We start from the raw sequence: 26,664 nt of genomic DNA, 5'->3' as shown, positions 1-26,664 counted from the left end.
TTTAATAAAGCGCAAGCATTTCCCGATGCGGATAAACGGGTTCGCACGCGACCGCAAGGCCTCGTCAAAGTTGGGCATGATAAGTATGGGGCGCTATTTGCCCTTGGTGGCGAGCGTCACCTTCGCCTTGGCCCTTGCCGGCTTCTTGGCTGGCTTCAAGGCGTTCTCAGCTTCTTCTTCCGCTTCCTTGGCCAGTCGCAATGCCTTCAGGCGCGCGGTCTTGCTTTCCCACTTTGCGGTCTCGTCATTGATAATGGCGGATGCAGCTGCGGTTGTGGCCAGGCTTTTCTGTTCCGAAGGACTGAGAACCCGCTTCGGGCGGACACCAACTTCAGGCAATTGTTTTGGACTGTGTTTCATCGTGTCTCGCATTTTTGAGCCACAATCATCGCACGCGGCGGTTCACAAGTCTATCGTGCATTCCGATTCTGTCCCGGCGTCCAGCCCCGCGCAAAGCCATAGGACATGGCCAGGGAGGCATATTCAATCTCCCGCAACAGGAACTCACGCTCGGCCAGAAGCGCCGCTATTGTCGCCCGGACATCACCCTGATGATAAGCCAATGCCTCGTCAATTTCGTCGTCCGGCTGTTTCAATATCGCATTCATTGGATTCTCCTTCGCAATCCAGAATGGCACAATCCGGTCCACGTGAAAAGAAATTTGTTCCTGTTTTGTTCTAATTTTACTCTTGACGCGTGTTTCGGGTTGCATTGCTGGAAGAAGGGGGAGCGACCGTGGGACAGGGGTATCCATGTGTGGTGCGGCGCCATCATCGGGATGGCGCCGCACCTGAACAATCGGGTGTTGGCGTGCCGGGCGCGCCCTTAGCTCTTGGGTTTGCCCTTGCTGGCGACTTCCGTCTGTTTGCCGATCGAACTTGCAAACGGAACAGCGGTCTTTACCTCGACCTTGTCCTTCTTTGGTTTGCGTACTTCGCGGTTGCTGCGTTGTTGACCTTTAGCCATGGTGGTTCTCCTTCAGGTTTCGGGTAGGGATCGGGGCGGGAAGTGATTAGCCGGGCCGGGACTGATCCTCGAGAAGCGCAGCTTCCAGATCGAAATGGTCGATCGGGAAAACCTGCCGGGTGCCAAGCTTCGACGACCGGGCCGGAACATGGATGTAGGTGGCCACGCGGCGATGCGCGGGGCGGGACAACCCGTCAATGAGTTCTTCATCCTGATCCACGTCGTAATCACCGGCGGGCAATGGCTTGTCCACACCCTTCAACACGAATGGTGCGTCGAAGTGGACGATGGAATGTGTTGTGCGCGTGAACATGCCAATCCTCCTTTGGAAGTGGCAAGCAGCGGAAGCTGGCCTGCTGTGTTCTCATCCCGGCGGGTGCCGGAGATCAGTCGTCATGCAACGTTCAAAAAACCGTCGTCATTTTGGAACGAGATTGGCGGGTCGAGAACCTCTGACGCTGCGAAGAGCCAAATCTGAAACGAGGATATCCAAAAGGCGATAGCAAAACAATCGTCATGATTTGCGGTTTATTTGCGGCCCTGTATCTCTGGTGGCGGAACGGTGATAGGGTGCGTCCACTTGCCAAAATGCTGCACATCCAACCGCTGGATCATCGGTCCACAGCGGCCCTATGGCATTTCCGTTGGAGGAAAAATCATGATGTTATTACGAGTGTTGAGCTTTCTGAAAGGCATGAGGATGCCGGTTACCCAAGCACCGGTTGCCAGTGTCAAACCAGCCAAGCCGATCCCGTCGGTCAAGAGCAAGACGCGGCGCGACATCGCAGACAGCGACGGTAAAATACGGCGTCAAAAGCATATGGTTGAATGCAATCGGCTGATCTGAAGCAGGGCGCGGCGCCGCTCCCCGGTGGCGCCGTTCTCAAGAGAGTTCTTTCTATCCCAGAACGCCCGCAAAGCTTTTCGTCAGCTTTCCCTGCCGGAACGCCTCGGCGATAAAATCAACGAATACCCGCGTTTTTGCGGGCAGCAGCCTGCGGCTGGCATAATAGATCGATACGGCCCCGGCGTCGGAATACCAGTCCGGCAAGAGGCGCACGAGCTCGCCATTTTCCAGGTGCGGCAGGGCAACGGGGGCCGAGAGGATGGTCACGCCCAGGCCGAGCAGAGCCCCCTGACGCATGGCGGCGGGGTCGTTGACCACAATCCTGTCCCGGATATGCGCCGGCATTTCCATGCCAGCGCTGTTGCGCATCATGCGCACCGGAATGCGCCCGGTGCGCTGCTGGCGCAGCACAATCCCGTCCATCGTCGCCAGCCCGGCCGGATCCGCTGGAAATGCGCGGCCCCGCATGTAGGCCGGGGACGCCACAGCGATGAGATGAAGGGTTGCAAGCGATCGGGACACGACACCGGGCAGAAGTTCGAAGCCGCCGCCGATGGCCGCATCGAAACCTTCCGCGATCAGGTCGACCTGCCGGTTCTCGAAATGCCATTCCGGCCGGATCAACGGAAAGCGCTCGAGAAAGGCCGGAAGCAGCGGCATGACAAACCCGATGCCGAGCGTCGGGCTCATGCTGACCTTGAGCACACCGGCGGGTTCGTCGCGATGCGCCGCAACATTGGCGATTGCTGCCTGCAGATCCTCGAGATTTGTGCGGACCGCCTGCAGGAAGCGCTCGCCTTCCTCCGTCAGGGCCAGATTTCGCGTGCTGCGATGAAACAGCCGCACGCCAAGATTGCGTTCAAGCATGGCCACATTCCGGCTGACCGCCGCAGGCGTCAGTGACAGGCGCCGCGCCGCTGCCGAGAAACCTCCGGTTTCGGCGCTGCGCACGAACGATTCCAGATTGGCCAGGGTCTCCATATCCATACCTTCAACTGATGATTGAAAATATTTAAAGCCATTACCTGCTTTTCGTCAATGAATGGATGGCCCATTCTCAGGTCACGCAATTTCATGCATTCGCAAAAAAGGAACAAGATCATGAGCGTTGGTATTATCGGAGCCGGGCTGATCGGCACGGCTTTTGCGCGGGTATTGGCCCGGGCCGGTGTCGAAGCAACCATTTCCAACAGCCGCGGACCGGACTCGTTGAAGGAACTGGTTGGTGAACTCGGGCCGTCCATCAAGGCCGGCACCGTGGAGCAGGCGGCAAGCGCGGATATTGTCGTGATTGCCGTCAACTGGTCGAAACTGCCGCAGGCTTTGGCCGGTCTGCCCGCCTGGAACGGCCGCATCGTCATCAACGCCAACAATGCCATCGAAGCCCCGTCCTTCAAGCCCGTTGATCTCAAGGGGCGCCTGCCGAGTGAGGTCGTCGGCGATCTCGTGCCGGGCGCAAAACTGGTGAAGGCGCTCAACCATCTGCCCGCAGCCTTGCTTGCGGGCGACCCCAAGGCCGAAGGCGGCCAGCGCGTGCTGCTCTATTCCGGCGACGATGCGGAGGCCAAGGCGAAGGTCGGCGCTCTGTTTGAAAAGCTTGGCTTTTTCCCGCTCGATCTGGGCAGTCTGGCGACGGGTGAGAAGATGGCGGGGTTCCCCGGCGGCCCGCTTGCCGTCCTTAATCTGGTGAAGTTCGGCTGACGACAAGCGAAGGGCCTGCCCCCCGGGGCAGGCCCTTGCAGAATTATGCGGCCGCAAGGCGGCCTGCAGGCCCGCATCGGGCTGGGGCTCATTGCCGCCGATATCGGGTGCATGGAAATGCCCGGTTCCACCTCTCAACATGCTGTCCTGGCCGCCTAATTTGCCTCAGGCACTTTTATATTCGGCAAATGATGTTACATTGGCTTCAACGTTAATGAACAAGCGCCTTGCCTGCGTCCTCCAGAGGTTCGCGCGGCGCCCGAAGGATAAGATTTTGAAAGACCCCGAATCGGGCGCCCGCAAAGCGTCGAATGAAGGGGCGTCTGGCGGTCATACGGTGTCGAATGGCATCCCAGGTCCCGCCAAGAACGGACCCGGACCACAAGGGGATTCTGCGCGTCAACCGCAGGAGAGCCGGTCCGATTCCCAGGAAGGACGCTTCGAGAAAAACCCCAAGAAACGGGCACGCCGCCGTCGGCGCGGCAAGTCGAAACACGGTGCTGTTTCGGCGCAAAACCCTGTTGCCTCCGCCGCACCTGCGCATCCGGCGGGAGAAGCCGATGCCGCAGCGCCGGTCAAAACCGGCAAAAAGCGCCGCCCCAACCGCCACAGGCGCCGGGGGCGTTCCGGCGCAAAACAGCAGGAAGCCATTGTCGCGGCGACTGTGGAACAGAACAGTCCGGCCAAGCCATCCGAACCTGACAACCCGCGGCGCGAACCCAGATATGCCGGTGCTCCGCTCTATGCAGCGCTGGATCTGGGCACGAACAACTGCCGCCTGCTGGTGGCAACGCCGACGCGGCCGGGCCAGTTCCGTGTGATCGATGCGTTTTCGCGCATTGTCCGTCTGGGCGAGGGGCTCGGTGCAACCGGGCGCCTGAGCCCGAATGCCATGAGCCGAGCCATCGAGGCGCTGAAGATTTGCCGCGACAAGCTGGAAAACCACGATGTGCGGCGCGCCCGCCTCATCGCCACCGAGGCCTGCCGCCAGGCGGAAAACGGTGCGGAATTCCTGCATCAGGTCAAACACGAGACCGGCCTTGATCTGGAGATCATCAACCGCCAGACTGAGGCCCGCCTTGCTGTTTCCGGCTGCGGCACGCTGGTCGAGCGCGAAACGGATGCGGTTGTGCTGTTCGATATTGGCGGCGGCTCCTCCGAGATTGCCCTGATCGACCTGTCGGAGCGCCGTTCGCCGCGCCTGGCCGAACATATCATTGCCTGGACCTCGCTGCCCGTTGGCGTCGTCACGCTGGCGGAGCGTTTTGGCGGCCGCGATGTGACGACCGACAATTTCGCCGTCATGGTCAATCATGTGGCGGAACTCCTCAATGATTTCTCCGAACGGCACAAGCTCGGCGATCTCGTCAACAGCCAGAATTTTCACCTGCTCGGCACATCAGGCACGGTGACGACGCTTGCCGGCATTCATCTTGGTCTCGACCGCTATGACCGGCGCCGCATCGATGGTATCTGGATGCAGAATGATGACGTGACCGAGATGACGAGCAGGCTCCTGTCATGGAGCTTTGATGAACGGGTTGCCAATCCCTGCATCGGTGCCGACCGGGCGGATCTTGTTCTTGCCGGTTGCGCCATTCTGGATGCAATCCGCAATGTCTGGCCCAGCCAGAAGCTGCGCGTGGCTGATCGCGGCCTGCGCGAAGGTATTTTGACTGAACTCATGTCGCGCGATGGCGCGTGGCGCAATCGGTGGTTTCGCGCCAATGTCGCGTAAAAGAGGGGCGTGCATTCCCAATGGCTAAGACAACAACAGGCGGGCGCGGCGGTACGGGTACGCGCGGCCTGCATACCAAGATCAAGAAGAAGGCGGGCACGATCAAGGAATCGTCGCGCCGCTGGCTGGAACGTCATATCAACGATCCCTACGTGCAGCGGTCAAAGGCCGACGGCTATCGGTCGCGCGCCGCTTACAAGCTGATCGAGATCGACGACCGCTACAAGATCCTGAAAAAGGGTCAGCGCATCATCGATCTGGGCGCCGCCCCCGGTGGCTGGAGCCAGATTGCTGCGGGGATTGTCGGCTCTCCCGAGGATGCGCCGACGGTTGTCGGCATCGATTATCTGCACATCGATCCCTTGCCGGGCGTAACGCTGCTCGAGATGGATTTCCTCGACGATGCCGCGCCGGACAAACTGATCGAAGCGCTGGGCGGCCAGCCGGATATCGTGTTGTCGGATATGGCGGCTCCCACCACGGGGCACCGCCGCACCGACCATATCCGCACGACGCATCTGTGCGAAGTGGCGGCGGACTTTGCGGTTTCCGTGCTGCGGCCGGGTGGTCACTTCCTGACCAAGACCTTCCAGGGCGGCACGGAAAACGAAGTGCTGACCCTGCTCAAGCAGCACTTCAAATCCGTGCATCACGTCAAGCCGCCGGCCTCGCGCGCCGAGTCGGTGGAGCTTTACCTGCTCGCCCGTGATTTCAAGGGCCGGTCTTAAACGACGGTCTATTCGGCAGGCGCTGGCTTCGCATCCGGGTAATGCCCGGATACTTCGGCGCCCGCATCCGGCTTCATCGGCATGAACGAGAAGAATGCCAGCGAGGATATGGCGGCCACCAGGAAGAATGCCGTGTGGAAATCCGAGAGCTGCAGCGGTCCGCCATGCAGATTGGTGGACACTTCCAGAATGCCGCCGGCAACCGCAACGCCCAGGGCAATGGATATCTGCTGGGCGACCGATGCGATCGGTGTTGCAAGGCTGGTCTGTTCATTCGGCACTTCCGCATAGGCAAGTGCATTGGCCCCGGTAAAGAACAGTGAACGGAAGAAGCCGCTGACCAGAAGCAGGCCAAGAATGAGCGCAGTCGGTGTTGCCGGCGTGAAGAAACCATTCATGGCAATGAAGCTTGCGGCAATCAGCGATCCATACATCAGCGCATTGCGGAAGCCCGTCTTGCGGAAGAACCATTTGGTCACGAATTTCATGCCGATGGCACCGGCAGCCGATATGAAGGTCATGAGGCCGGACTGGAACGGTGTCATGCCGAAGCCGATCTGGAACATCAGCGGCAGCAGGAACGGTGTCGCACCGACGCCGATGCGGAACAGACTGCCGCCAAAAATCGAGGCACGGAACACCTGGTTCTTGAACAGGTCGAGTGCCAGCAGCGGTTCCGGCGTGCGCTTGGCATGGATGAGGTAGAGCACCGTCGAAACGATGCCGACGCCGAGCGTCGAGAACCCGACCCATGCGGGGAGCGCCGGCAGGCTGACCACGGAGAGCCCGAACACCACACCGGATGCGGCAATGCCGCTGAGGAAGAAACCGGGCACGTCAAGCTTGCGCTGGATCAGCGTTTCCACATCCGGCAGGTAACGTGTTGCGAACCAGATGCCAAGCAGGCCGATCGGCACGTTGATCAGGAAAATCCAGTGCCAGGTGAAATAGGTGGTGAGAAACCCGCCGATGGGCGGCCCGACCAGCGGCCCGACCAATGCGGGCACGGTCAACCAGGCCATGGCGCCGACAAGCTCGCTGCGCGGCGTCGAGCGCACCAGCACAAGGCGGCCGACCGGCGTCATCATGGCACCGCCGACACCCTGAACGAAGCGTGAGACGACGAAGGCCAGCAGCGAGTTGGAGGCTGCGCAGGCGATCGACCCAAGCACGAACACGACGATGGCCGCGCGGAACACATTTTTTGCGCCGAACCGGTCGGCCATCCAGCCGCTGACCGGGATGAACACGGCGAGCGAGACGAGATAGGCGGTCAGCGCGAGTTTCAGCGCGATGGGGCTCGTACCGATGTCGGCGGCAATGGCGGGCAGGGATGTGGATATGACGGTCGAGTCCATCTGTTCCATGAACAGGGCGACAGCGAGCACGAGTGGAACAATGCGATTCACAATGAATTCCAGTTCTCAATAAAGAGCTTCGTCAACAATCGGGGTCCGTCGCGGGACTCACAATGAAAAGCAACCCTTGCTGGCGCTGCGATAGCACCAGTGTGGCGGGTGCTCAAGCACCGATCAATCAGATGTGATCCAGCACAATACGATTTTCCGCTATGCAAAAGGGAACGGCCCGGCAGCCATGACGTTGCCTGTGCACGATCTCAACCGCAGACCCCCAAGACTGCCAGAAGGAAATGAACTCATGACGCCATACGAGATTTCCCGCCGCGACCTGTTTCTTGCGTCGAGCGCCATAGCCGGTGGGCTCGCCATGTCGCAGGTCATGCCGGATCCTGCCGCCGCAGCGGTTCCGCTTTCGCCGGTGAAGTCGCCGGGTTTCAAGCGCTTCAAGCTGGGTGAATTTGAGGTCACCACGCTGCTCGATGGCCTGCGCCTGTCCGATGGCCCGTTTCCCACCTTCGGTGCCGATCAGTCGCAGGAGAAGGTGGCAGAACTGATGCGCGCCAACTTTCTGCCCGAAACGAAGTTCGTCAATGGTTTTGCTCCGGTGCTGATCAATACCGGTGCTGAACTGATCCTGTTCGACACGGGTTTTGGCGCTGCAGGGCGCGACAACGGTTTCGGCCAGCTGGAAGCCAATATGAAAGCGGCGGGTTACACGCCCGATCAGGTGAGCGTTGTCGTCATCACCCATATGCATGGTGACCACATCGGCGGCCTGATGAATGGCGAGACGCCTGCCTTTGCCAATGCGCGCTATATCGCGGGGCAGATCGAATATGATTTCTGGACCGATCCGGCGCGGGCGGGCACGCCGGCGGAAGCGGGTGCCAAGGGTGTCGCGGCCAAGGTGAAACCGCTGGCGGAAAAGACCACCTTCATCAAGGCTGGTGATGCGATTGTGTCAGGGATTACCAGCGAAGCGGCATACGGTCATACGCCCGGCCACATGATTTTCCACGTGGAATCCGCGGGCAAGCGTCTGGTGCTGACCGCCGATACCGCCAATCACTATGTCGCAGCCCTGCAGCATCCGGAATGGGAGGTGGCTTTCGATACGGACCGGGCCAAGGGTATCGAGACGCGCAAGCGGGTGCTCGACATGATCGCCACCGACCGCGTGCCGTTCATCGGTTATCATATGCCGTTCCCGTCGGCTGGTTATCTCGACCGGCAGGGAAGCGGCTACCGTTTCGTGCCGGTGACCTATCAGTTCGACGTCTGATCCTGTGCGGGCGTTGCTGATGCGGCTTCGGCGCGCTTGCGCCGGATCGCATCCGCAATGAACACCCGTGACAAGGCATGGTAGAGCGGTTCGTGCGAGATGATGCGTGCCGTGCCGTAACCGAGCATGGACGTGCACATCAGGGCAATGACGCTGTCATGGCTGCCGGTCATTTCCAGAATGATGACAAAAGCCGTCATCGGTGCCTGCACCACTCCGGCGAAATAGCCGGCCATGCCGAGCACGGCGGCGAGGCCGATATTGCTGCCGGTGAGCAGACCGATTGTACTGCCGAAGCTCGCGCCGACGGACAGCGAGGGCGCAAAAATGCCGCCGGGAATGCCGGAAACCATGGAAAGGAAACTGGCGAGCAGTTTCTCCAGAAAGAAATACCACGGCAGGGCATGGCCTTCCACGGCACTGCGCGCCTGTTCGTAGCCCGTGCCGAAGGTTGTACCGCCTGAAGCAACCCCGATCAGCGCCACGGCGAAACCGCACACAGCGGCGAGCAGCAGGGTACGGCGAAACGGATCGGGTGTCGTCCAGCGCTTGATCCTGCGCAATGCCTTGACGGCACCGGCACTGAAAAAGGCACCGAACGCACCGCCGCCAACACCGCACAGGATCACCAGAAGCCAATCGGAAAAGCTGGTTGCGACGGCAACGGATGCACCGAAATAGGTGTAGTTGCCGACAAGCCCGATGGCCGCGAGGCCGGAGAGGATGACGGCGGTCAGAACAAGGCCGTTGGTGCGCGCCTCATAGGAGCGGCCCATTTCCTCGATGGCAAAGACGATGCCGGCGAGCGGCGTATTGAACGCCGCGGCAATACCGGCGGCGGAACCTGCTAGGATGAGCCCGCGCGCCTGCGCCATGCCGCCCCAGCGCGCCACCTGCAGCATCAGCGACGCGCCGACCTGGACCGTTGGGCCTTCGCGGCCGATGGAGGCACCGGAAAACAGGCCGACAACGGTCAAAAGGATTTTGCCGAAAACCATGCGCAGGGAAAGCAGCCTGACGCGATCCTCGTGATCGTTGAGATGGCGGGCCGCGATGGCCTGCGGAATGCCGCTGCCCTGGGCATTGGGGAAGAAACTGTAGGCCATATAGGCGCAGAAGATGAAGCCGAGCGGCGTGATGATCAAGGGCAGGAATGTCGTCCAGCCGCTGGTTCCGATCACGCCATGAGACGTTTCCTGGGCAAGATCCGCCAGCTTGGCGAAGAGGACACTGATCACACCAATAGCAACCGCCCCCGCCCAGAACACCAGGCGCGGTCGCCAGACCCGCGTGTTGCCCCACATGGCACGGGACCGGCGCAGGAAGGAAACTTTTCGGTAAATCGGGCGCACCACATCTCCTGCGTTCAACCGTCCAAGGGATCGTATGGTCCTAACATGGGGGAAAGCGATGGGCCAGTCTCAACAATTCACCCTTTTGCTGCCAAGATGCACAGGGCATTTTGCCACCAAGGAGGACATCATGAAACGATTCTTTGCCATGCTTTGTGTCTCGCTGTCGCTCGGGGCGGTGTCGTCGGCGGTCGCCGCTTCACCCGAGGAAAGGGTCGATCCGATCGACAAGGCGGCAACGGAATGTCTCAACAGCCCGGCAGGACAGACGACCGCTGGAATGGTCGACTGCTCGCACAAGGCGTTCCTTGCCTATGACAAGCAACTGAATGCTGTCTACAAGAAGGTGCTGGCATCGGTCGATCCGGAATCAGCCAAGCAGATCCGCGACGCGCAGCGCAAATGGGTGGCGTGGCGCGAGGCCCAGATCAAGGCCGATAACGGCCCATGGCGCGCCGACCGGGGTTCCATTGCCAGCATGGATATCGAGGCGCTGAATGTGGACGCCGTGCGGGCGCGCATCAAGGAACTTCAATATTATGCGCAGTAAGGCCGGTTTCCATCCACCCCTAGAGGGGGATCATGTATTGCTGATTGGGGAATAAATACGTTTCCACCTTTCCAAACCGACATATCCATGTTACCAGCCCGTGCCAATTCACCGGAACATTACTGACTCGGCGCACCGCCATCGTGGTGCGCTTGTCGCATTTTAAGGAATTGGTTATGGCAAAAATTGTTGAATCCGCGACGGGCGCGCTGGCACTGACATTTGACGATGTCCTGCTTCAGCCGGGTCATTCCGAAGTCATGCCCGGCCAGACTGACATTCGCACCCGCATTGCTCCCGATATCGAACTGAACCTGCCGCTGCTCTCCGCTGCCATGGACACCGTCACCGAGTCGCGCCTTGCCATTGCCATGGCTCAGGCTGGCGGCATGGGCGTCATCCATCGCAATCTCACACCGGAACTGCAGGCCGAAGAGGTCCGGCAGGTCAAGAAGTTCGAATCCGGCATGGTCGTCAACCCGGTCACCATCGGCCCGGACGCAACGCTTGCCGATGCGCAGGCATTGATGCGCGCCCATGGCATTTCCGGCATTCCGGTGGTCGAGAACGCCGGCGAGGGCAGCCGCAAGCCGGGCCGTCTCGTTGGCATTCTGACCAACCGCGACGTGCGCTTCGCGTCCGATCCCAATCAGAAGATTTACGAGCTGATGACGCGTGAAAACCTCATCACCGTGCGCGAAAACAATGTCCAGCACGAGGAAGCTAAGCGCCTTCTGCACCAGCACCGCATCGAGAAGCTGCTGGTGGTGGACAGCAAGGGACATTGCGTCGGTCTGATCACCGTCAAGGATATGGAAAAGTCGCAGCTGAACCCGAATGCCGCCAAGGACGCACAGGGACGCCTGCGGGTTGCCGCTGCATCCAGCGTCGGCGAAGACGGTTTCGAGCGTGCCGAACGGCTCATTGCCGCCGGTGTCGACGTGCTCGTCATCGATACCGCTCACGGCCATTCGCAGCGTGTCCTGGATGCGGTCACCCGCGCCAAGAAGATGTCGAACGCCGTGCGCATCATTGCCGGTAACGTTGCAACGGCTGCGGGCACGCAGGCGCTGATCGATGCGGGTGCCGATGCGGTCAAGGTCGGTATCGGACCGGGCTCCATCTGCACCACGCGTATCGTTGCCGGTGTCGGCGTGCCGCAGCTTTCCGCCATCATGTCGGCCGTGGAAGCCGCGCACAAGGCCGGTGTTCCGGTCATCGCCGATGGCGGCATCAAATATTCCGGCGATTTCGCCAAGGCGCTTGCGGCCGGTGCCGCTGCTGCCATGGCAGGTTCCGCCCTTGCCGGAACCGAGGAAAGCCCCGGCGAGGTCTATCTCTACCAGGGCCGTTCCTTCAAGGCCTATCGCGGCATGGGTTCGGTCGGCGCCATGGCCCGCGGTTCGGCGGATCGCTACTTCCAGGCGGAAGTCCGCGACGAGCTCAAGCTTGTGCCGGAAGGCATTGAAGGCCAGGTGGCCTACAAGGGGCCGGTGTCGGGCGTACTGCACCAGCTTGCCGGCGGTCTTCGTGCATCGATGGGCTATGTCGGTGCCAAGAACCTGGAAGAGTTCCGCGACAAGGCGACCTTTGTCCGCATCACCAATGCGGGCCTGCGGGAAAGCCACACCCATGACGTGACGATCACGCGCGAAAGCCCGAACTATCCCGGCGGCAACTGATCGGGGCGCGGAGGCCATGTCTGATAACGCCCTCCGCGACCACTTCTCGGCCATGGCGCGCAACAGCGCCTGGTCGAACCATCGGCTGCTCGGGGCCTGTGCCGGGTTGACGGATGCCGAATTTGCGCAGGAGCGGATCAGTTTCTTCCCGTCGCTGCAGATGACGTTGAATCACAATCTCATTGTCGATCACATCTATCTGGCTGACATGACCGGCGTCGGCCGCAAGAACATCAGCCTTGTCGGGGATATTCCCTTTCCCAAACTGGCGGATCTCAGAGCAGCGCAGGAGGCGTACGACGCCGATCTCATCGCCTTTTGCGACAGTCTGACTGCGCCGGATCTTGACCGGATCGTTATGATCGAATGGCATGACGGGCAGGTTTCACAGGAGCCGATCCGGCTTGTTCTGTCTCATCTGTTCGTGCACCAGATTCATCATCGCGGGCAGGCACATGCGATGCTGGCGGGAACAAAAGTGTCCCCGCCGCAACTCGATGAGTTTTTCCTGAACTACGATATTGCGCGCCGCAAGGGCGAACCTTTCGCGACTTGACCTCCCTCAAGGGGGGCAAGTTCACGGAATAATCTTCCGCGCCCGCAGATCCCGGAAGACGTTCAGGAACATTTCTTCCGTATCGATATGGTCGTGGAAGCCGGCGCGCCGCAATTTGCTGCCGTCGGCGAAGAAATCGTAATTCCAGCCGAACACCGCATCGCCAAATCCCCATGACGAGACATCCCTGTAGGGGACTGCCGCAAGACCGTGCTTCCCAACCATTCTATCCCAGAGCGGTTCCTTGTCGGCCATCACCACGTTCAGGGACATGGGCAGGGGCGGGGCAACCTCCAGATCGAAAAACCTGGCAATTTTCGGCCACATCTCGCTCCAGCGGAAGAGATCGCCATTGTTGATGTTGTAGGCCTGATTGCCGCTAGCCGGATTGGTGGCGATGAACACCGTTGCCCGCGCCAGCAGACCGGCATCGGTCATTTCAAGCAGGCTGTCATAGGCTCCGGGCTTTCCGGGAAAGCGCAGGGGAATGCCAAGTTCCTTGGACATCGAGGCATAGACGGCGATTACCGAGGCAAGGTTCATCGGGTTGCCCAGCGCGTATCCGATAACGACGGACGGGCGCAGCGCGGACCATGTCCAGCGTTTTCCCTTTTGTGCGGCTTCGAGAAAATCCTGCTGATCGATGTTGAATTCCGGCGGCATATGATTCGCATCGCTCTCGCGCGCCGGTGTCTTGAACGGGCCGAGATGCGCACCGTAGACCTTGTATCCCTGCATGAGGCTGATGTGCCGGAGGCCGGGTGCGATGGGTTCGATGGCATTGACCACGTTGATCAGCATGGCAAGGTTCGGCGGCACCAGCTCGGCCCAGGTCGGACGGTCCTGATAGGCCGCATAAAAGATATGGGTGACATCGGTGAGGCACGCGAGCTTTGCCTTGGCATCCGCCGCATCAAGCAGATCGACGGCGATGTGGCTGAGCCTGCCATCCGCAATCCCGCCGCGCCGGGACAGGCCGACGATCTCCCAGTCACCCAATTCCTTGAGATATGCAATGAGGTTGCCGCCGATGATGCCATTGGCACCCACAATCACGGCCTTTTTCATGTCCTGCGTCATTTCAACAGCTCCATATGTGTTGGTGCCGTCAGCATCATCCATTTGCATAGGTTTGCGTAGTCTATCAATGGTGATATTATTCATAAGAAAATATTTGAGGTGATGCGTGGATCGCTTTGCGGCAATGAAGACGTTCGTACGCGTGGCGGAGCTTGGCTCGCTGTCGGCGGCGGCGCGGGAACTGGGGCTCACGCAACCGGCCGTCAGCCAGCAGATGGCGGCGCTGGAGCGTCATCTGAACATGCGGCTTCTGCATCGCTCGACACGTCAGCTGGCCCTGACCGACAGCGGCGAGGCCTATTATCAGCGGGCGCGGCATATCCTGCAGAGCGTCGACGAGGCGGAAGAGGCGGTGGCTGGCCTTGCCGCTTCGGTTCAAGGCAATCTTCGCGTGCACGCGCCCGTCGGGTTCGGCCAGATGCACCTGACGCCGATGCTGATCGATTTTCAGCGCCAGCACCCGGATTTGACTGTCGAATTCATTCTCGATGACCGCTTTGCCGATCTGGTGGCCGAGGGTGTGGATGTTGCCATCCGGTTCGGCGCACTGGCCTCCTCGGGGCTGGTGGCACGGAAACTGGCGACGTTCGAGCGCATTCTCGTGGCTTCGCCGGATTATCTCGCGCGCCATGGCAGCCCCCTGCTGCCGGAGGAACTGTCAGAGCATCGGCATGTCAGGTTCATCTGGTCGCCGCAGGGCGAGGCGGTGCCGCTGATCGGGCCGGAGGGGCCGATTGTCGTGCCGGTCAAATCAGGCTTTCTCGCCAACAACGCCTTTGTGCTCAATCAGGCTTTGTGTGCGGGTGTGGGCATTGGCGGGGCGCAGGTGCCGCTGGTCCAGCCGTTTCTCGATGACGGCACGCTGGTTCGCGTGCTGCCCGCTTACCGCTACGCCCCTATGGATATGCACGTGGTCTATGCCTCGGCAAAGTTTCTGCCGCGCAAGGTAAAGGCGTTTGTCGATTATCTCGCGGCTGGCTTGTCCGGAATTCCCGGGTTGAATTAACAGCTTGCGGAAAAAATGAACGTAGACGTAAGATGCGCTAACATTGGAGGACCCCATGTCGCAGACCGCAATTTTCTGGCCGATGATCGCACTGACCGCGTTGATCTATATCGTCTACGGCCTGGTATTCCTTCGCCGGATGGAGGCGGTCAAGAGCGGCCAGGCGTCGACCCGCGATTTCAAGCTGCCGCTGAAGGAGCCGGAGGTCAGCGTCACGGCGATCCGCAACCTGATCAATCTTTACGAGCTGCCCGTCCTGTTCTACGCCGTCTGCATTTCGCTTTATGTGGTCAATGGCTCATCGTTTCTTGCCGTCATTGTCGCCTGGCTGTTTGTGGCAGCACGCGTCGCCCACACCGTCGTGCATGTGACGTCGAACCGTTTGAGGCTGCGCCAGCCGATCTTCACCATCGGCTATCTCTTGAACGGTATTCTCTGGGTCATTCTCGCGCTGCATCTGGCGATACCCGCAACGGCTTAGAAGCGGTGAAGGGATTGCGGGGAACGGTCAGGAACTAAGCCGCCAGATCGTCCAGCTCGTCGGCTGAGATCAGCAATCGCCTGCCGCACTCGACAATCGTAGCGGCAAGGGCCTCGAAATCGTCGCGCCTTTCGCTTTGCCGGCGCCAGATCAGGCCGATCTCCCGCGAGGGTTCGGGATCGGCAAAGGCAAGGATGCGCACATTGTTTCGGCTGGCTTCCGTGCGCACGGCAATTTCCGGGATCAGCGTCAGGCCCATGCCATGGCTGACCATCTGCAGCAGGGTAGTCATGCTGGTGGCGCCATAATTGACCAGCTGCCGCTGCTTGACGCTGGTGCACACCGCCAGGGCCTGATCGCGCAGGCAGTGGCCTTCCTCGAGCAACAGCAGCCGTTCCAGCGCCACGCTCTCCTGGGTCATCGGCGAGGTGAGGATGTCGGTATCATTGCTCGACGTGGCAATCAGAAACCGGTCGCGGAACAGCGGTTTGGCGACAATGCCATCGCTGTCAATCGGCAAGGCGGCGATCAGCGCGTCGAGATCGCCGAGCCGCAGATCCTCGACCAGCTTTGACGTCACCGCCTCGCGCAACTCGATGGTCAGCTCAGGATAGGCTTCGCGCAGTTCCGGAATGAGAATGGGCAGGAGATAGGGCGCTATAGTCGGGATGATCCCCAGCCGCAGGCGGCCCTGCAGAATGCCGCGCCGCTGCGATGCCAGTTCTTCCAGCGATCGGACGCCGTTCAGGATGCCGCGAACCCGCGGCAAAAGCCGCTTGCCCATATCGGTCAGAACCACGGTGCGGCGCGTCCGCTCGAACAGGGGTGTTCCCAGCCGCTGCTCCATCTCCGCGATCTGCGCCGAAAGCGCCGGCTGCGAAATGCGCGCGAGTTCTGCCGCCTTGCGGAAATGCAAAGTGGTGGCGAGGATATCGAAATAGCGCATCTGACGGACGGAAAACATGATAACCAAATCCTATCAATAATAATTCTAAATTCAATTGGAAACTATGATTGGAATAGTTCTATGGTCACCCCTGAGATCGCAGAGAGCCCGCGCGCCGTGCGATTCTGAAATTAGTGTCAAAAACGAAATTCAAGGAGAAGCCAATGGCTGACCGTCCGACGTTGACAACAACTGCCGGTGCACCGGTATCAGACAATCAGAATTCGAGGACTGCAGGCGAACGCGGTCCTGTTCTCCTGGACGACTATCAGCTGCTCGAAAAGCTTGCCCACCAGAACCGTGAACGTATCCCCGAACGTGTTGTTCATGCCAAGGGCTGGGGCGCATTCGGCACGCTGAAGATCACCGGCGATATCTCCCGCTACACCAAGGCCAAGGCCTTGCAGCCGGGCACCGAAACGCCGCTGCTGCTGCGTTTTTCCACGGTTGCCGGTGAACTTGGCGCCGCCGATGCCGAGCGCGACGTGCGCGGTTTCGCCCTCAAATTCTACACGAGCGAAGGCAACTGGGATCTGGTCGGCAACAATACGCCGGTGTTCTTCGTGCGCGATCCGCTGAAGTTCCCTGATTTCATTCACACGCAGAAGCGCCATCCGCGCACCAACATGCGTTCGGCCACAGCCATGTGGGATTTCTGGTCGCTGTCGCCGGAAAGCTTGCACCAGGTCACCATCCTGATGTCGGATCGCGGTCTGCCGGTCGCGCCGATGTATATGAACGGCTACGGCTCGCACACCTATTCCTTCTGGAATGACAATGGCGAGCGCTTCTGGGTAAAATTCCACTTCAAGACCCAGCAGGGCCACAAGCATTACACCAATGCGGAAGCTGAAGCCCTGATCGGCAAGTCACGCGAAACCTACCAGGAAGAGCTGTTTGGCGGTATTGAACGCGGTGAATTCCCGAAATGGACCGTCCAGGTTCAGATCATGAGCGAAAGCGATGCGGAAAAGACTTCCTACAATCCGTTCGATCTGACCAAGGTCTGGCCGCATGCTGAATTCCCGCCGATCGAAATCGGTGTCATGGAACTCAACCGCAATGCCGACAACTATTTCGCCGAGATCGAACAGGCTGCCTTCTCGCCGTCGAACGTCGTTCCCGGCATCGGTCATTCTCCGGACAAGATGCTGCAGGCCCGTGTGTTCTCCTATGCGGATGCGCATCGCTACCGCCTTGGCACGCACTATGAAACACTGCCCGTCAACCAGCCGAAGTGCCCGGTCCATCACTATCACAAGGATGGCCAGATGAACTTCTTTGGCCAGAAGACCGGCAATGTCGATGCCTATTACGAGCCCAACAGTTTCTCGGGCGCCGTCGAGCAGCCGTCGGCAAAAGAGCCGCCGCTGGCTCTTTCCGGCAACGCGGATCGCTACAACCACCGCATCGGCAACGATGACTACGGTCAGGTGACGGCACTGTTCAACCTGTTCGACGCCGGTCAGCGTGCGCGCCTGTTCTCCAACATTGCCGCGGCAATGGGCGGTGTTCCCGGTGCTATCATCGAGCGCCAGCTGGCGCACTTCAAGCGCGTTCATCCCGCGTATGAAGCCGGCGTGCGGGCTGCCCTCAAGGAAGCGCATGGCTATGAAGCCAATGCGATTTCCAACGAAGAAAAGCACGCCGCGGCCGAGTAATCGCTGCCTGCAACAACTTTGTTGTTCAATGTGAAAGCCGGAGCGTGATGCTCCGGCTTTCTTTTATTGGCTTTGCCATGTATGCGAAGCCGGTAGACAACAAGAAGGAATTCCCATGCGACTTGGTGGACGCCTGCAGGCGGCAATCGAAGTACTGGACGATATTGAGACCCGCAAACGCCCGGCTTCCGATGCGCTCAAGGATTGGGGACTGTCGCACCGCTTTGCCGGTGCGGGTGACCGCGCGGTCATCGGCAATATCGTCTATGACGCCTTGCGGCGGAAATTGTCGCTCGGCTGGCGCATGGACAGCAATGCCGCCCGTCATATTGCCTTTGGCGTGCTCTTGTCCGATGCCGAACTGGTTATCGATGAAATCAATGCCGCGCTGGATGGTGACAAGTTTGCGCCCGCACCGCTCGAAGCCGACCGCATGGCCATCTGGCTGGAGCGTGACCTCGCAGCGGCGCCCGATCATGTGCGCGCCGACACGCCAGAATGGTGTGTGCCGCATTTCCAGGCGATTTTCGGCGATGCCTGGGTGGGTGAAGCCGCTGCCCTCAGCGACCGCCCGCCGGTCGATCTGCGCGTCAACACGCTGAAGGCCGATCGCGAAAAGGTACTGAAGGAACTGGTTCGCGCCGGAGCCAGCGCCGCGCCGCTGCTGGAAACCGCCGTCCGGGTGCCGCCGCTGCGCGCCATGGGCCGTCATCCGAACGTGCAGGCGGAACCGGCCTTCCAGCGCGGCCTTTTCGAGGTGCAGGATCTCGGGTCGCAGATCGCTGCCAAACTCAGCGGTGCGAGGCCTGGCGAACAGGTGCTCGACTACTGCGCCGGAGCTGGTGGCAAGACGCTGGCGCTGGCGGCCCAGATGGGCAACAAGGGGCAGATTCACGCCTATGACGCGGAACGTGCCCGGCTTGCCCCCATTTTTGACCGACTCAAACGGGCAGGGGTGCGCAATGCCCAAGCCCACGCCAATTCCAGCGAACTCATCCCGCTTGAAGGCCAGATGGATCTCGTTCTGGTCGATGCGCCTTGCACCGGTTCCGGCACCTGGCGGCGCAGGCCGGACGCGAAGTGGCGCCTCAGCGAGCAGCAGCTGGAACGGCGCGAGGTGGAACAGCGCGAGGTGCTTGACGCGGCCAAGGCCTATGTGAAACCGGGCGGGCGGCTGGTCTACATCACCTGCTCGCTGTTTGCGCCGGAAAACGGCCAGCAGGTCGCTGCGTTCCTGGGGGCAAACCCTGATTATACCCCGGTCGATACCCGCGCGCTCTGGCAGGAGGCGGTGTCGGCGAGCGACGGTCTCGCGCCTTTGTTCAAGGATGGCAACACGATCTTGTCGCCATTGTCGACGTCGACGGACGGCTTCTTCATTTCTGTTCTCAGACGCGAGAAATAACGGTACAACCATCCGCGACATTGTCCGCAGGAAAGGTTCTACCATGTCCCGGTCCGTAGGGTTTCTCTTGTTTCTCGTGTTGACTGTCGGTGGCGGGCTTGCCATCGGCTATATCACGCTGCCGGGCGAATGGTATGCCGGGCTGGTCAAGCCTTCATTCAACCCGCCGAACTGGATTTTTGCGCCGGTGTGGACGATCCTGTATGTCCTGATCGCAGTTGCCGGGTGGCGGGTGTGGGATCTCGATATGACCTCCGCCCAGCAATTCTGGTGGGCGCAGCTCATCCTGAATTTTTTGTGGTCTCCGACCTTTTTCGGCTTCCAGCAGATGGGATTTGCCTTGCTGGTCATCGCGCTTTTGCTGGTCTCGATCATCGCCTTCATCCGGGTGACATGGGAGCCCGATAGACCGTCGGCTGTCATGTTCGTCCCCTATCTCGTCTGGGTGGCGTTTGCCACACTGCTCAACGCATCGCTGTATCTGCTCAATCCGGTGTCCTGACATGAGTTTGCCCTATCAACTGGCCGCTGTTGGCGGCAAACAGGTGTTGTTCGTCATGGCGGTGGATGCGGAGTATGGGGCGCATCTGCAGCGGCTGTTCCGGCCGCTGATGACCGGTGTGGGCCCGGTGGAGGCGGCGGTCAGCCTTGCGGCCAATCTGGCGGCGCTGGAACGGGATGGAATCGTACCGGACCTCGTTGTATCGCTGGGATCAGCCGGGTCGCGGACGCTGGAGCAGACCGAAGTCTATCAGGCGACAAGTGTCTCCTATCGCGACATGGACGCTTCGCCGCTTGGCTTCACCAAGGGGGCAACGCCGTTTCTCGATCTGCCGGTCACCGTGCCTTTGCCGCTGCGCATCCCGGGCGTGAAGGAAGCATCGCTTTCAACCGGCGCGAACATCGTCTCGGGCAGCGCCTATGACCGGATCGATGCGGATATGGTGGAGATGGAGACTTTTGCCATATTGCGCGCCTGCCAGCGTTTTGGCCTGCCGTTGATCGGGTTGCGCGGCATTTCCGATGGCGCTGCGGACCTGCGCCATGTCGGTGACTGGACCGAATATCTGCATGTAATCGACGAAAAACTGGCGCTGGCCGTGGAGGCCATGGGCCACGCGCTGGAGACCGGGGCGATCACGCTATAATTTTTTGACTTTCTTATCGACTATTTTATTGATACTGAAAAGTGATATCATTATATGGATTTCAACCGGAAGCATCGGGCGACGCTTGCCGCCATTTTTGCCGAACCCGTCCGTGCAGGTATTGCTTGGCGGGATATTGAGGCGCTCATCCTCGCTTGTGGAGGCGAGATTACGGAAGGGCAGGGCTCGCGGGTTCGTATCGCCTTGAATGGCATCCGTGCGGTGTTTCATCGACCGCATCCGCAAAAGGAAACGGATAAGGGCGCGGTGAAATCAGTGAGGCGCGTTCTGCTGGAAGCGGAGATAAGACCATGAGTACGATGCATTACAAGGGCTATGAAGCGGTTATCGAATACGATGAAGATGCTTCTCTTTTCCACGGTGAGGTTATCAACCTTCGCGACGTCATTACCTTTCAGGGAACATCTGCGGCAGAGCTGAAGCAAGCGCTTGCCGGCTCCATCGAGGATTATCTGGCCTTTTGCGCCGAGCGTGGCGAGGAGCCGGAGAAGCCATTTTCCGGTCAGTTTGTCGTGCGTGCGGAACCGGTCCTGCACAAGGCCATTTCCAGCGCCGCGCGCCGCGCCGGGGTGAGTCTCAACAAATGGGTTGTCATGACGTTGGAGCGATCGTTGCGCTAGAGGTTCGAATGCGAACAAACACCAAAACACAACGATGATTCCTCTCAAATTGTGAACAAATGCAATTGGCATCCGTGTGTGGTGGAGTGACCCATTGCATCGACTCGGCAATTGCTTTAAAGGCCCGCCATGAACACACCCACTCATCCCGATACAGTCCTCATCGTCGATTTCGGCAGCCAGGTAACGCAGCTGATTGCACGCCGTGTGCGCGAAGCTGGCGCCTATTCCGAGATCGTTCCTTTCCAATCCGCTGACGAAGCATTCCGCCGCATCAAGCCGAAGGCGGTCATTCTGTCCGGCAGTCCGCATTCCACCGTGGATATCGGCAGCCCGCGTGCGCCGCAGGCTGTGTTTGAATCGGGCATCCCGGTTCTCGGCATCTGCTATGGCGAGCAGACCATGTGCGCGCAGCTTGGCGGCAAGGTCGAAAGCGGCCATCACCGCGAATTCGGCCGCGCTTTCCTCGACATTCAGGAAGAATGCGCCCTGTTCGACGGCATCTGGGCCAAGGGGACACGCCATCAGGTCTGGATGAGCCATGGCGACCGCGTCGTTTCCATTCCCGATGGTTTCAAGGTTGTCGGCACATCGACGGGCGCGCCGTTCGCTGCCATCGCCAACGAAGCGAAGAAATTCTATGCCGTGCAGTTCCATCCGGAAGTGGTGCACACGCCCGACGGCGCCAAGCTCCTGCAGAATTTCGTGCATCGCATTGCCGGCATCAAGGGCGACTGGACCATGTCCGCCTATCGCGAACAGGCCGTCACTGCGATCCGCAAGCAGGTTGGCGACAGGAAGGTGATTTGCGCCCTCTCGGGCGGCGTTGATTCCTCCGTTGCCGCCTTGCTGATCCATGAAGCGGTTGGCGAGCAGCTCACCTGCATTCTTGTCGATCACGGTCTGATGCGCAAGAACGAGGCAGCCGATGTGGTTGCCATGTTCCGCGAACATTACAACCTGCCGCTCATTCTTGTGAACGCGCAGGATCGTTTCATCGACGCGCTGGAAGGCGAATCCGATCCGGAGAAGAAGCGCAAGACCATTGGCCGCCTGTTCATCGAAGTGTTCGAGGAAGAAGCCAAGAAACTTGGCGGCGCGGATTTCCTCGCACAGGGAACGCTCTATCCCGACGTGATCGAAAGCGTTTCCTTTACCGGCGGCCCTTCGGTGACGATCAAGTCGCACCACAATGTCGGCGGTCTGCCCGAGCGCATGAACATGCAACTGGTCGAACCGCTGCGTGAGCTGTTCAAGGATGAAGTACGCGTGCTGGGCAAGGAACTCGGACTGCCCGATTCCTTCATCGGCCGCCATCCGTTCCCCGGCCCCGGCCTTGCCATCCGCTGCCCCGGTGGCATCACCCGCGAGAAGCTGGAGATTTTGCGTGAGGCCGATGCGGTCTATCTCGACGAAATCCGCAAGGCGGGCCTTTACGATGTGATCTGGCAGGCATTCGCCGTGCTTCTGCCGGTGCAGACAGTCGGTGTCATGGGCGATGGCCGGACCTACGAATTCGTCTGCGCCCTGCGTGCCGTCACTTCCGTCGACGGCATGACAGCCGACTTCTACCACTACGACATGAGCTTCCTTGGCCAGGCGGCCACGCGGATCATCAACGAAGTCAAGGGCATCAACCGCGTCGTCTATGACGTCACGTCGAAGCCGCCAGGCACGATCGAGTGGGAGTGAGAAAAATTGACGGCCATCGTGTCCCTTTGGCGGGAGCGCGACGAAGCCGTGATTTAATCGTTCGGCGCCACACGAAAGGGCAATCATGAACGACTCCGAGCAGGACAGTGCAAACATAGCCAGGAATTTTGAGGCTATGGGCAATTTCATCGAGCATTTTGGTATCAACCGGGATCGGGGTGAGCGGTGCCGTTTCGACGCCGACGTTATCTTTCAAAGTGCCCGGCTGGCACATGAACACACGCGGGTATATCTCAGCTTTCGCGACGACGATGTTTCGTCCGTGCGGTTTGCCGAGAAGGGCGAGCTCAATCCCGTCTTTGTCCATACGGAGTTCCGGGTCACGTCCTCGCATTTCCAGTTTGAAAACAATGAGCTGCAGATTACCGGTTCCTCGCCCAAAGTAGGCACGTACAAGGTCCGCATCATACCATCATAACTGCTCAGGAAAGGCTCTGCGGCATGTTCCGGTGCACGGCTTTGTCGATAGCGGCCTGAAGAGCGTCGCCATCGACGGGTTTGTTGAGCATTTGCAGGCCGCTTTCGGCTATCTGTTTCAAGACGGACGGGGATGTATCGCCTGTCAGCAGGAACGCCGGAACCGTATAGCTCAGATGGTTGAACAGGTCTGCAATTGCCTCCAATCCGGTTGTTCCGGCCGCCAGTCTGTAATCGGCGATGATCAAATCCACCGGCGTCCGTTCCGGTGCCGAAGCGTGGAGCCGTATCACAGCCGCCGCGGACTTGTCCGCGTAAACCCTATGCCCCAGGACCGTCAGCAGTTGAGTGATGGCGTCGAGAACATCCGGTTCATCGTCGACCACCATGATGCAGAGAGAGCCGGAAAGTGCAGCCTGCCGCGCGGGGAGAGACGCCGGTGGGCGCAACGTCAGCGGAACAAGGATCGAGAACATCGAACCGCGGCCCTCCCGCGACACGAGCCTCAAGGGATGACCGAGCAATTGCGCCGTGCGGCGGACGATTGCCAGACCAAGGCCCAGCCCCTTGTCGCGATCCCGCGCCGGATTGTTCAACTGGTGGAATTCGTCGAACACCGTTTCCTGCTGGTCGGGAGGAATGCCGATACCGGTATCGAGCACCTGTATCTCGACATTTGAACCGCGCTTGCGGCAACCCAGGAGAATTTTCCCGTGGTCGGTGTAGTTGAATGCGTTGGTGAGAAGGTTTGCCAGGATACGCCGCAGCATCATCGGGTCGGTGTAGACCCAGAGATCGCGATCAACCAGACGCCATTCGAGGTTGCGCTCCCGGGCGGTTCCGCTGAATTCGTCATGCAGATCATCGAACAAGCGCGACAGTGAAACGGATTCTTTTGCGCTTGTGACGATGCCGGCGTCCAGGCGCGACATGTCGAGCAATGCATTCAGCAAGCCGCTGAGGTTTCCCGTGATCGATTTTACCCGCTTCGCCAGCGTGCGTGCGTCTGCACCGCGGACGTCGCCCCGTTCGCCCAGCGTGGCCAGCGTCGAATTGAAAAGGCTGAGCGCGTGCAGGGGCTGGCGCAGGTCATGGCTTGCCGCCGCCAGAAAACGCGACTTGGCGCGATCGGCTGCCCGGGCCTTGTCCCGCTCTTCCTTCAATTGGGTAATGAGTGTCACGTTCTCGAAACGCAGCAGAACGGTCTCGACCATCGATTTGTACGACACGCGGCTGTAGTAAAGATTGACACCGGCAAGGCAAACAACAAACACCAGATAAACGTCATTGATTGCTGCTTCCGCCGTCAGCGCGCGGATTGCCATAGGCAACAGCATGGCAACCAGCGAACCCGCATAGGCCGGTGGAAATGCGGACAGTGATGGAATGGCGCCGCATACAAGGCCGGTGAGTACGATGGTGGTGAAAGCCTGCATTTGCGGCTCCGCCGATAAAAAACCGAACCAGCCAAGCAAACCCCACAATGCGCTCGATGCCCACGACAGGATCGTGAAACGCCAGGCCCAGGACGATAAAACCGTGCCGGATTGTTCCGCCTCGGATTTGGGGCGCCCGAAATAGCGTCTTGATGTCAGGACACGGGCGATTGTCAGGCAGTAGATCGCCCCCACCCACGACAAAAGAAGCTCGCTTTGTACAAAATTCCAGAGAACATACAAAACCGGAAGAGGAATAATGAAGTTGGCAAATAATACTGCGTAAGATTGTCGGTATAAAAGATCGATAAGATGAGGCTGTAAATGTTGATCAATTCTCATTGCTGTTTTAACTCTGGCTCGGGAATGCGAGCATGATGCACGCCGTTGGTTTTTTAACAAGAAGGTACGCCTTATGCTCGAGTTTTCGCGTGTCATCCTTGCTGACGATCATGCTCTTGTGCGTGAAGGGCTCAAGCTCCTGCTTTCGACCATCGACGGCGTGACGGTTGCCGGCGAAGCGGCGGATGGCGACACGGTCGACCGCCTGCTCCGGGAAACGGCCGCCGATCTTCTCATTCTTGACCTTGGCATGCCGGGCGTGAACGGATTCCAGTTCATCAGGAACGTGCGTGCGGCCTGGCCCGAGCTGAAGATTCTGATTGTGACGGCAAATCTGGAACCGCGTTCTGTTCGCGCCGCCTTTGATGCCGGCGCGAACGGCTATTTGACGAAAAGCGGCGACGCGACAGAATTTCTGGCCGCCATCGAGGCCATGCGGTGCGGCGAACCCTATGTTGCCGAAGAAGTGCGCTTTGCCGTCGACCAGCACGGCAAGCAAGATGGCTTCCATGAGCCCAAACCTGCTATTGCGTCTCCCGTCGAACTGACGCGGCGCGAGCAGCAAATCCTGACCCTTATTCCTCACGGCATCTCCACACGTGATATTGCCGAGCGTCTGGGGATCAGTCCGCTCACGGCACGCAAACATCGCGAAAACCTCATGCGTAAACTCAATCTGCACAGTGGAGCCGAACTGACGGCCTATGCCATCCGTCTTGGACTGTCCGCCGGCTGAACGCCGGCAAGATCGTGTCCCGTCAGATATTCTTGGTTGCCAATGTGACGCCCAGACCAATCAGAATGGATCCGCAGACCTTTGGAACAATCCATCCTGATCCGGCCTTCGTCATACGGCCAAGCGTGACCGAGGCAATGCCGACAGCCGCAACGTCCGCCGCTGAAAAGGCGAGATTGACGATCATGCCAAGCAGCAGAAACTGCAGCCAGACCGGAGCACTCAGATTGGTGTCGATAAACTGCGGCAGAAATGTCAGGAAGAATAATGCCGTCTTCGGGTTGAGGACCTCAACGACGACACTGTCGCGAAAAACACCGGGACCCGCGGAAACGGTGTCTTTGTGCCCGCCTTTTCCGCCCATGAACATGGTGATGCCCAGCCAGACGAGATAGGCGGCGCCAGCAAACTTGATCACCGTGTAAAGCAGTGGTGCGCTGTGAAGGAGTGCTGCCAAGCCCAGCGCCGTCGCGGCAATGTGCACGTAACAGCCGAGGTGAATACCGCAGGCAGCCTTCAGCCCGGCACTGGTTCCATGGGTCAGCGTCTGGGCGGTCATGTAGAGAATCGCTGGCCCCGGCATGCAGGCAAAGAGCAATGTTGCCAGGACAAACGGCATCAGTTGTTCGAGCGGCAACATCATTATTCCTCCAGCAGATGGGACCGCTCTCATTATCTGGAGCGACTTTGGGCGATTGCGACATGGATCGAACCAAGCAACGACATCATGCGGAGGGACAATTACGCCCGGAAATGCACAGGGAACATACGGCACTCGTCGTACTTCGACAGCACGGGCGCCGGAACAGAACGACAGGGTTAACAGTCTGCAGCAGAAGGCGCGGGAAGCTTCGTCGTCCTCCGTATGGCACGAAATACGGCAAATGC

Annotated in this window: 30 protein-coding genes; 19 read left to right on the top strand and 11 right to left on the bottom strand. The window is 59.7% G+C overall.

Annotated features, from left to right (window positions below; all coding sequences use genetic code 11):
* Window positions 1–93 precede the first annotated feature (93 nt).
* The 4 genes from ACP7B1_RS20965 to ACP7B1_RS20950 all read right to left on the bottom strand — a co-directional run bounded on the left by ACP7B1_RS20965 (window position 94) and on the right by ACP7B1_RS20950 (window position 1,280).
* A complete protein-coding gene (locus tag ACP7B1_RS20965) occupies window positions 94–360 on the bottom strand; it encodes a hypothetical protein (RefSeq protein WP_223611629.1) in 267 nt (88 codons plus the stop codon).
* 50 nt (window positions 361–410) lie between these two features.
* Window positions 411–608: a hypothetical protein gene (locus ACP7B1_RS20960; RefSeq protein WP_346307327.1), complete on the bottom strand. Its 198-nt coding sequence runs from the start codon at window positions 606–608 to the stop codon at window positions 411–413.
* A gap of 218 nt (window positions 609–826) precedes the next feature.
* The gene (locus tag ACP7B1_RS20955) at window positions 827–967 is read right to left on the bottom strand and encodes a hypothetical protein (RefSeq protein WP_171974043.1); all 141 of its coding nucleotides are present in this window, start codon (window positions 965–967) and stop codon (window positions 827–829) included.
* 46 nt (window positions 968–1,013) lie between these two features.
* Window positions 1,014–1,280, bottom strand: a complete 267-nt coding sequence (locus ACP7B1_RS20950) for a hypothetical protein (protein ID WP_271082529.1) — start codon at window positions 1,278–1,280, stop codon at window positions 1,014–1,016.
* Window positions 1,281–1,625: 345 nt separating this feature from the next.
* Between ACP7B1_RS20950 and ACP7B1_RS20945 the strand changes: the two genes are divergently transcribed.
* Window positions 1,626–1,814 (top strand): hypothetical protein, encoded by a 189-nt coding sequence (locus tag ACP7B1_RS20945; RefSeq protein WP_346307326.1) that lies wholly within the window; start codon window positions 1,626–1,628, stop codon window positions 1,812–1,814.
* A gap of 51 nt (window positions 1,815–1,865) precedes the next feature.
* Here the strand turns inward: ACP7B1_RS20945 and ACP7B1_RS20940 are convergent, their stop codons facing one another.
* A complete protein-coding gene (locus tag ACP7B1_RS20940) occupies window positions 1,866–2,795 on the bottom strand; it encodes a LysR family transcriptional regulator (protein ID WP_346307337.1) in 930 nt (309 codons plus the stop codon).
* Between the two features lie 93 nt (window positions 2,796–2,888).
* On the opposite strand from ACP7B1_RS20940, the gene ACP7B1_RS20935 reads away from it, so the two are divergent.
* The 3 genes from ACP7B1_RS20935 (at window position 2,889) to ACP7B1_RS20925 (ending at window position 5,981) form a co-directional block, all read left to right on the top strand.
* Complete coding sequence (locus ACP7B1_RS20935) at window positions 2,889–3,515, top strand: NADPH-dependent F420 reductase (protein WP_346307325.1); 627 nt, start codon at window positions 2,889–2,891, stop codon at window positions 3,513–3,515.
* Window positions 3,516–3,789: 274 nt separating this feature from the next.
* A complete protein-coding gene (locus ACP7B1_RS20930) occupies window positions 3,790–5,253 on the top strand; it encodes a Ppx/GppA phosphatase family protein (protein ID WP_346307324.1) in 1,464 nt (487 codons plus the stop codon).
* Between the two features lie 20 nt (window positions 5,254–5,273).
* Entirely contained in the window at window positions 5,274–5,981 is a 708-nt protein-coding gene (locus ACP7B1_RS20925; protein WP_346307323.1) for an RlmE family RNA methyltransferase, read from the top strand.
* Between the two features lie 8 nt (window positions 5,982–5,989).
* Here the strand turns inward: ACP7B1_RS20925 and ACP7B1_RS20920 are convergent, their stop codons facing one another.
* Window positions 5,990–7,390, bottom strand: a complete 1,401-nt coding sequence (locus tag ACP7B1_RS20920) for an MFS transporter (RefSeq protein WP_346307322.1) — start codon at window positions 7,388–7,390, stop codon at window positions 5,990–5,992.
* A gap of 250 nt (window positions 7,391–7,640) precedes the next feature.
* Here ACP7B1_RS20920 and ACP7B1_RS20915 point away from each other — a divergent pair, with 250 nt between their 5' ends.
* Entirely contained in the window at window positions 7,641–8,624 is a 984-nt protein-coding gene (locus tag ACP7B1_RS20915; RefSeq protein WP_426137233.1) for an MBL fold metallo-hydrolase, read from the top strand.
* Here ACP7B1_RS20915 and ACP7B1_RS20910 read toward each other — a convergent pair.
* Entirely contained in the window at window positions 8,609–9,928 is a 1,320-nt protein-coding gene (locus tag ACP7B1_RS20910; RefSeq protein ID WP_426137235.1) for a chloride channel protein, read from the bottom strand. The two genes, ACP7B1_RS20915 and ACP7B1_RS20910, sit on opposite strands and share 16 nt — an antisense overlap.
* Before the next feature lie 178 nt (window positions 9,929–10,106).
* On the opposite strand from ACP7B1_RS20910, the gene ACP7B1_RS20905 reads away from it, so the two are divergent.
* From ACP7B1_RS20905 to ACP7B1_RS20895, 3 genes are all read left to right on the top strand, one after another.
* Entirely contained in the window at window positions 10,107–10,526 is a 420-nt protein-coding gene (locus tag ACP7B1_RS20905; RefSeq protein ID WP_346307320.1) for a lysozyme inhibitor LprI family protein, read from the top strand.
* A gap of 176 nt (window positions 10,527–10,702) precedes the next feature.
* On the top strand, window positions 10,703–12,208 hold the full coding sequence (gene guaB / locus ACP7B1_RS20900) for an IMP dehydrogenase (RefSeq protein WP_223611621.1): 1,506 nt from the start codon (window positions 10,703–10,705) through the stop codon (window positions 12,206–12,208).
* A gap of 16 nt (window positions 12,209–12,224) precedes the next feature.
* Window positions 12,225–12,764, top strand: coding sequence for a DinB family protein (locus ACP7B1_RS20895; RefSeq protein ID WP_346307319.1), 540 nt, complete (start codon window positions 12,225–12,227; stop codon window positions 12,762–12,764).
* A gap of 21 nt (window positions 12,765–12,785) precedes the next feature.
* Here the strand turns inward: ACP7B1_RS20895 and ACP7B1_RS20890 are convergent, their stop codons facing one another.
* Window positions 12,786–13,844, bottom strand: coding sequence for an SDR family oxidoreductase (locus ACP7B1_RS20890; protein WP_346307318.1), 1,059 nt, complete (start codon window positions 13,842–13,844; stop codon window positions 12,786–12,788).
* A 124-nt stretch (window positions 13,845–13,968) separates the two neighbouring features.
* Between ACP7B1_RS20890 and ACP7B1_RS20885 the strand changes: the two genes are divergently transcribed.
* Together ACP7B1_RS20885 and ACP7B1_RS20880 are read left to right on the top strand one after the other, a co-directional pair.
* Entirely contained in the window at window positions 13,969–14,850 is an 882-nt protein-coding gene (locus ACP7B1_RS20885) for a LysR family transcriptional regulator (RefSeq protein WP_346307317.1), read from the top strand.
* Between the two features lie 55 nt (window positions 14,851–14,905).
* Complete coding sequence (locus ACP7B1_RS20880) at window positions 14,906–15,331, top strand: MAPEG family protein (RefSeq protein ID WP_346307316.1); 426 nt, start codon at window positions 14,906–14,908, stop codon at window positions 15,329–15,331.
* Between the two features lie 34 nt (window positions 15,332–15,365).
* Here the strand turns inward: ACP7B1_RS20880 and ACP7B1_RS20875 are convergent, their stop codons facing one another.
* A complete protein-coding gene (locus ACP7B1_RS20875; RefSeq protein WP_346307315.1) occupies window positions 15,366–16,295 on the bottom strand; it encodes a hydrogen peroxide-inducible genes activator in 930 nt (309 codons plus the stop codon).
* Between the two features lie 146 nt (window positions 16,296–16,441).
* Here ACP7B1_RS20875 and katA point away from each other — a divergent pair, with 146 nt between their 5' ends.
* The 8 genes from katA to ACP7B1_RS20835 all read left to right on the top strand — a co-directional run bounded on the left by katA (window position 16,442) and on the right by ACP7B1_RS20835 (window position 23,263).
* Window positions 16,442–17,938 carry a catalase KatA gene (katA, locus tag ACP7B1_RS20870; RefSeq protein ID WP_426137232.1) on the top strand — a complete coding sequence of 499 codons (1,497 nt, stop codon included), beginning with the start codon at window positions 16,442–16,444 and terminating at the stop codon, window positions 17,936–17,938.
* A 115-nt stretch (window positions 17,939–18,053) separates the two neighbouring features.
* Window positions 18,054–19,343 (top strand): RsmB/NOP family class I SAM-dependent RNA methyltransferase, encoded by a 1,290-nt coding sequence (locus tag ACP7B1_RS20865; RefSeq protein ID WP_346307313.1) that lies wholly within the window; start codon window positions 18,054–18,056, stop codon window positions 19,341–19,343.
* 43 nt (window positions 19,344–19,386) lie between these two features.
* Window positions 19,387–19,845, top strand: coding sequence for a TspO/MBR family protein (locus tag ACP7B1_RS20860; protein ID WP_346307312.1), 459 nt, complete (start codon window positions 19,387–19,389; stop codon window positions 19,843–19,845).
* A 1-nt stretch (window position 19,846) separates the two neighbouring features.
* Complete coding sequence (locus ACP7B1_RS20855) at window positions 19,847–20,491, top strand: 5'-methylthioadenosine/S-adenosylhomocysteine nucleosidase (RefSeq protein ID WP_426137231.1); 645 nt, start codon at window positions 19,847–19,849, stop codon at window positions 20,489–20,491.
* Between the two features lie 54 nt (window positions 20,492–20,545).
* The gene (locus ACP7B1_RS20850) at window positions 20,546–20,806 is read left to right on the top strand and encodes a type II toxin-antitoxin system HicA family toxin (RefSeq protein WP_346307311.1); all 261 of its coding nucleotides are present in this window, start codon (window positions 20,546–20,548) and stop codon (window positions 20,804–20,806) included.
* On the top strand, window positions 20,803–21,132 hold the full coding sequence (locus ACP7B1_RS20845; RefSeq protein ID WP_223611611.1) for a type II toxin-antitoxin system HicB family antitoxin: 330 nt from the start codon (window positions 20,803–20,805) through the stop codon (window positions 21,130–21,132). The genes ACP7B1_RS20850 and ACP7B1_RS20845 overlap by 4 nt, the downstream gene beginning before the upstream one ends.
* Before the next feature lie 129 nt (window positions 21,133–21,261).
* Window positions 21,262–22,824, top strand: a complete 1,563-nt coding sequence (guaA, locus tag ACP7B1_RS20840; protein ID WP_346307310.1) for a glutamine-hydrolyzing GMP synthase — start codon at window positions 21,262–21,264, stop codon at window positions 22,822–22,824.
* Between the two features lie 85 nt (window positions 22,825–22,909).
* Window positions 22,910–23,263 (top strand): hypothetical protein, encoded by a 354-nt coding sequence (locus tag ACP7B1_RS20835; protein WP_223611609.1) that lies wholly within the window; start codon window positions 22,910–22,912, stop codon window positions 23,261–23,263.
* Between the two features lie 4 nt (window positions 23,264–23,267).
* Here the strand turns inward: ACP7B1_RS20835 and ACP7B1_RS20830 are convergent, their stop codons facing one another.
* Window positions 23,268–24,893 (bottom strand): hybrid sensor histidine kinase/response regulator, encoded by a 1,626-nt coding sequence (locus tag ACP7B1_RS20830; protein ID WP_346307334.1) that lies wholly within the window; start codon window positions 24,891–24,893, stop codon window positions 23,268–23,270.
* A 220-nt stretch (window positions 24,894–25,113) separates the two neighbouring features.
* On the opposite strand from ACP7B1_RS20830, the gene ACP7B1_RS20825 reads away from it, so the two are divergent.
* Window positions 25,114–25,776, top strand: coding sequence for a response regulator transcription factor (locus tag ACP7B1_RS20825; RefSeq protein ID WP_346307309.1), 663 nt, complete (start codon window positions 25,114–25,116; stop codon window positions 25,774–25,776).
* A 22-nt stretch (window positions 25,777–25,798) separates the two neighbouring features.
* Here ACP7B1_RS20825 and ACP7B1_RS20820 read toward each other — a convergent pair whose 3' ends face one another.
* Window positions 25,799–26,416, bottom strand: a complete 618-nt coding sequence (locus tag ACP7B1_RS20820) for a LysE family translocator (RefSeq protein ID WP_346307333.1) — start codon at window positions 26,414–26,416, stop codon at window positions 25,799–25,801.
* Between the last annotated feature and the right edge of the window lie 248 nt (window positions 26,417–26,664).

Source organism: Phyllobacterium sp. SL163 (assembly GCF_049896885.1).
GTDB lineage: Bacteria > Pseudomonadota > Alphaproteobacteria > Rhizobiales > Rhizobiaceae > Phyllobacterium > Phyllobacterium calauticae.
Note: the sequence above shows the minus strand (reverse complement) of the source record. Positions and strands in the feature narration are given on the sequence as shown.

Bases quoted from the DNA above. Each gene is read 5' to 3' on its own strand.
- ACP7B1_RS20825 (WP_346307309.1), top strand. From the start codon at position 25,114: ATGCTCGAGTTTTCGCGTGTCATCCTTGCTGACGATCATGCTCTTGTG.
- ACP7B1_RS20965 (WP_223611629.1), bottom strand. From the start codon at position 360: ATGAAACACAGTCCAAAACAATTGCCTGAAGTTGGTGTCCGCCCGAAG.
- ACP7B1_RS20885 (WP_346307317.1), top strand. From the start codon at position 13,969: ATGAAGACGTTCGTACGCGTGGCGGAGCTTGGCTCGCTGTCGGCGGCG.
- ACP7B1_RS20940 (WP_346307337.1), bottom strand. From the start codon at position 2,795: ATGGAGACCCTGGCCAATCTGGAATCGTTCGTGCGCAGCGCCGAAACC.
- ACP7B1_RS20855 (WP_426137231.1), top strand. From the start codon at position 19,847: ATGAGTTTGCCCTATCAACTGGCCGCTGTTGGCGGCAAACAGGTGTTG.
- ACP7B1_RS20875 (WP_346307315.1), bottom strand. From the start codon at position 16,295: ATGTTTTCCGTCCGTCAGATGCGCTATTTCGATATCCTCGCCACCACT.
- ACP7B1_RS20890 (WP_346307318.1), bottom strand. From the start codon at position 13,844: ATGACGCAGGACATGAAAAAGGCCGTGATTGTGGGTGCCAATGGCATC.
- ACP7B1_RS20935 (WP_346307325.1), top strand. From the start codon at position 2,889: ATGCATTCGCAAAAAAGGAACAAGATCATGAGCGTTGGTATTATCGGA.
- ACP7B1_RS20880 (WP_346307316.1), top strand. From the start codon at position 14,906: ATGTCGCAGACCGCAATTTTCTGGCCGATGATCGCACTGACCGCGTTG.
- ACP7B1_RS20905 (WP_346307320.1), top strand. From the start codon at position 10,107: ATGAAACGATTCTTTGCCATGCTTTGTGTCTCGCTGTCGCTCGGGGCG.
- guaB (WP_223611621.1), top strand. From the start codon at position 10,703: ATGGCAAAAATTGTTGAATCCGCGACGGGCGCGCTGGCACTGACATTT.
- ACP7B1_RS20895 (WP_346307319.1), top strand. From the start codon at position 12,225: ATGTCTGATAACGCCCTCCGCGACCACTTCTCGGCCATGGCGCGCAAC.
- ACP7B1_RS20820 (WP_346307333.1), bottom strand. From the start codon at position 26,416: ATGTTGCCGCTCGAACAACTGATGCCGTTTGTCCTGGCAACATTGCTC.
- ACP7B1_RS20945 (WP_346307326.1), top strand. From the start codon at position 1,626: ATGATGTTATTACGAGTGTTGAGCTTTCTGAAAGGCATGAGGATGCCG.
- ACP7B1_RS20955 (WP_171974043.1), bottom strand. From the start codon at position 967: ATGGCTAAAGGTCAACAACGCAGCAACCGCGAAGTACGCAAACCAAAG.
- ACP7B1_RS20835 (WP_223611609.1), top strand. From the start codon at position 22,910: ATGAACGACTCCGAGCAGGACAGTGCAAACATAGCCAGGAATTTTGAG.
- ACP7B1_RS20850 (WP_346307311.1), top strand. From the start codon at position 20,546: ATGGATTTCAACCGGAAGCATCGGGCGACGCTTGCCGCCATTTTTGCC.
- katA (WP_426137232.1), top strand. From the start codon at position 16,442: ATGGCTGACCGTCCGACGTTGACAACAACTGCCGGTGCACCGGTATCA.
- ACP7B1_RS20845 (WP_223611611.1), top strand. From the start codon at position 20,803: ATGAGTACGATGCATTACAAGGGCTATGAAGCGGTTATCGAATACGAT.
- ACP7B1_RS20865 (WP_346307313.1), top strand. From the start codon at position 18,054: ATGCGACTTGGTGGACGCCTGCAGGCGGCAATCGAAGTACTGGACGAT.
- ACP7B1_RS20860 (WP_346307312.1), top strand. From the start codon at position 19,387: ATGTCCCGGTCCGTAGGGTTTCTCTTGTTTCTCGTGTTGACTGTCGGT.
- ACP7B1_RS20950 (WP_271082529.1), bottom strand. From the start codon at position 1,280: ATGTTCACGCGCACAACACATTCCATCGTCCACTTCGACGCACCATTC.
- ACP7B1_RS20925 (WP_346307323.1), top strand. From the start codon at position 5,274: ATGGCTAAGACAACAACAGGCGGGCGCGGCGGTACGGGTACGCGCGGC.
- ACP7B1_RS20910 (WP_426137235.1), bottom strand. From the start codon at position 9,928: ATGTGGGGCAACACGCGGGTCTGGCGACCGCGCCTGGTGTTCTGGGCG.
- ACP7B1_RS20960 (WP_346307327.1), bottom strand. From the start codon at position 608: ATGAATGCGATATTGAAACAGCCGGACGACGAAATTGACGAGGCATTG.
- ACP7B1_RS20915 (WP_426137233.1), top strand. From the start codon at position 7,641: ATGACGCCATACGAGATTTCCCGCCGCGACCTGTTTCTTGCGTCGAGC.
- guaA (WP_346307310.1), top strand. From the start codon at position 21,262: ATGAACACACCCACTCATCCCGATACAGTCCTCATCGTCGATTTCGGC.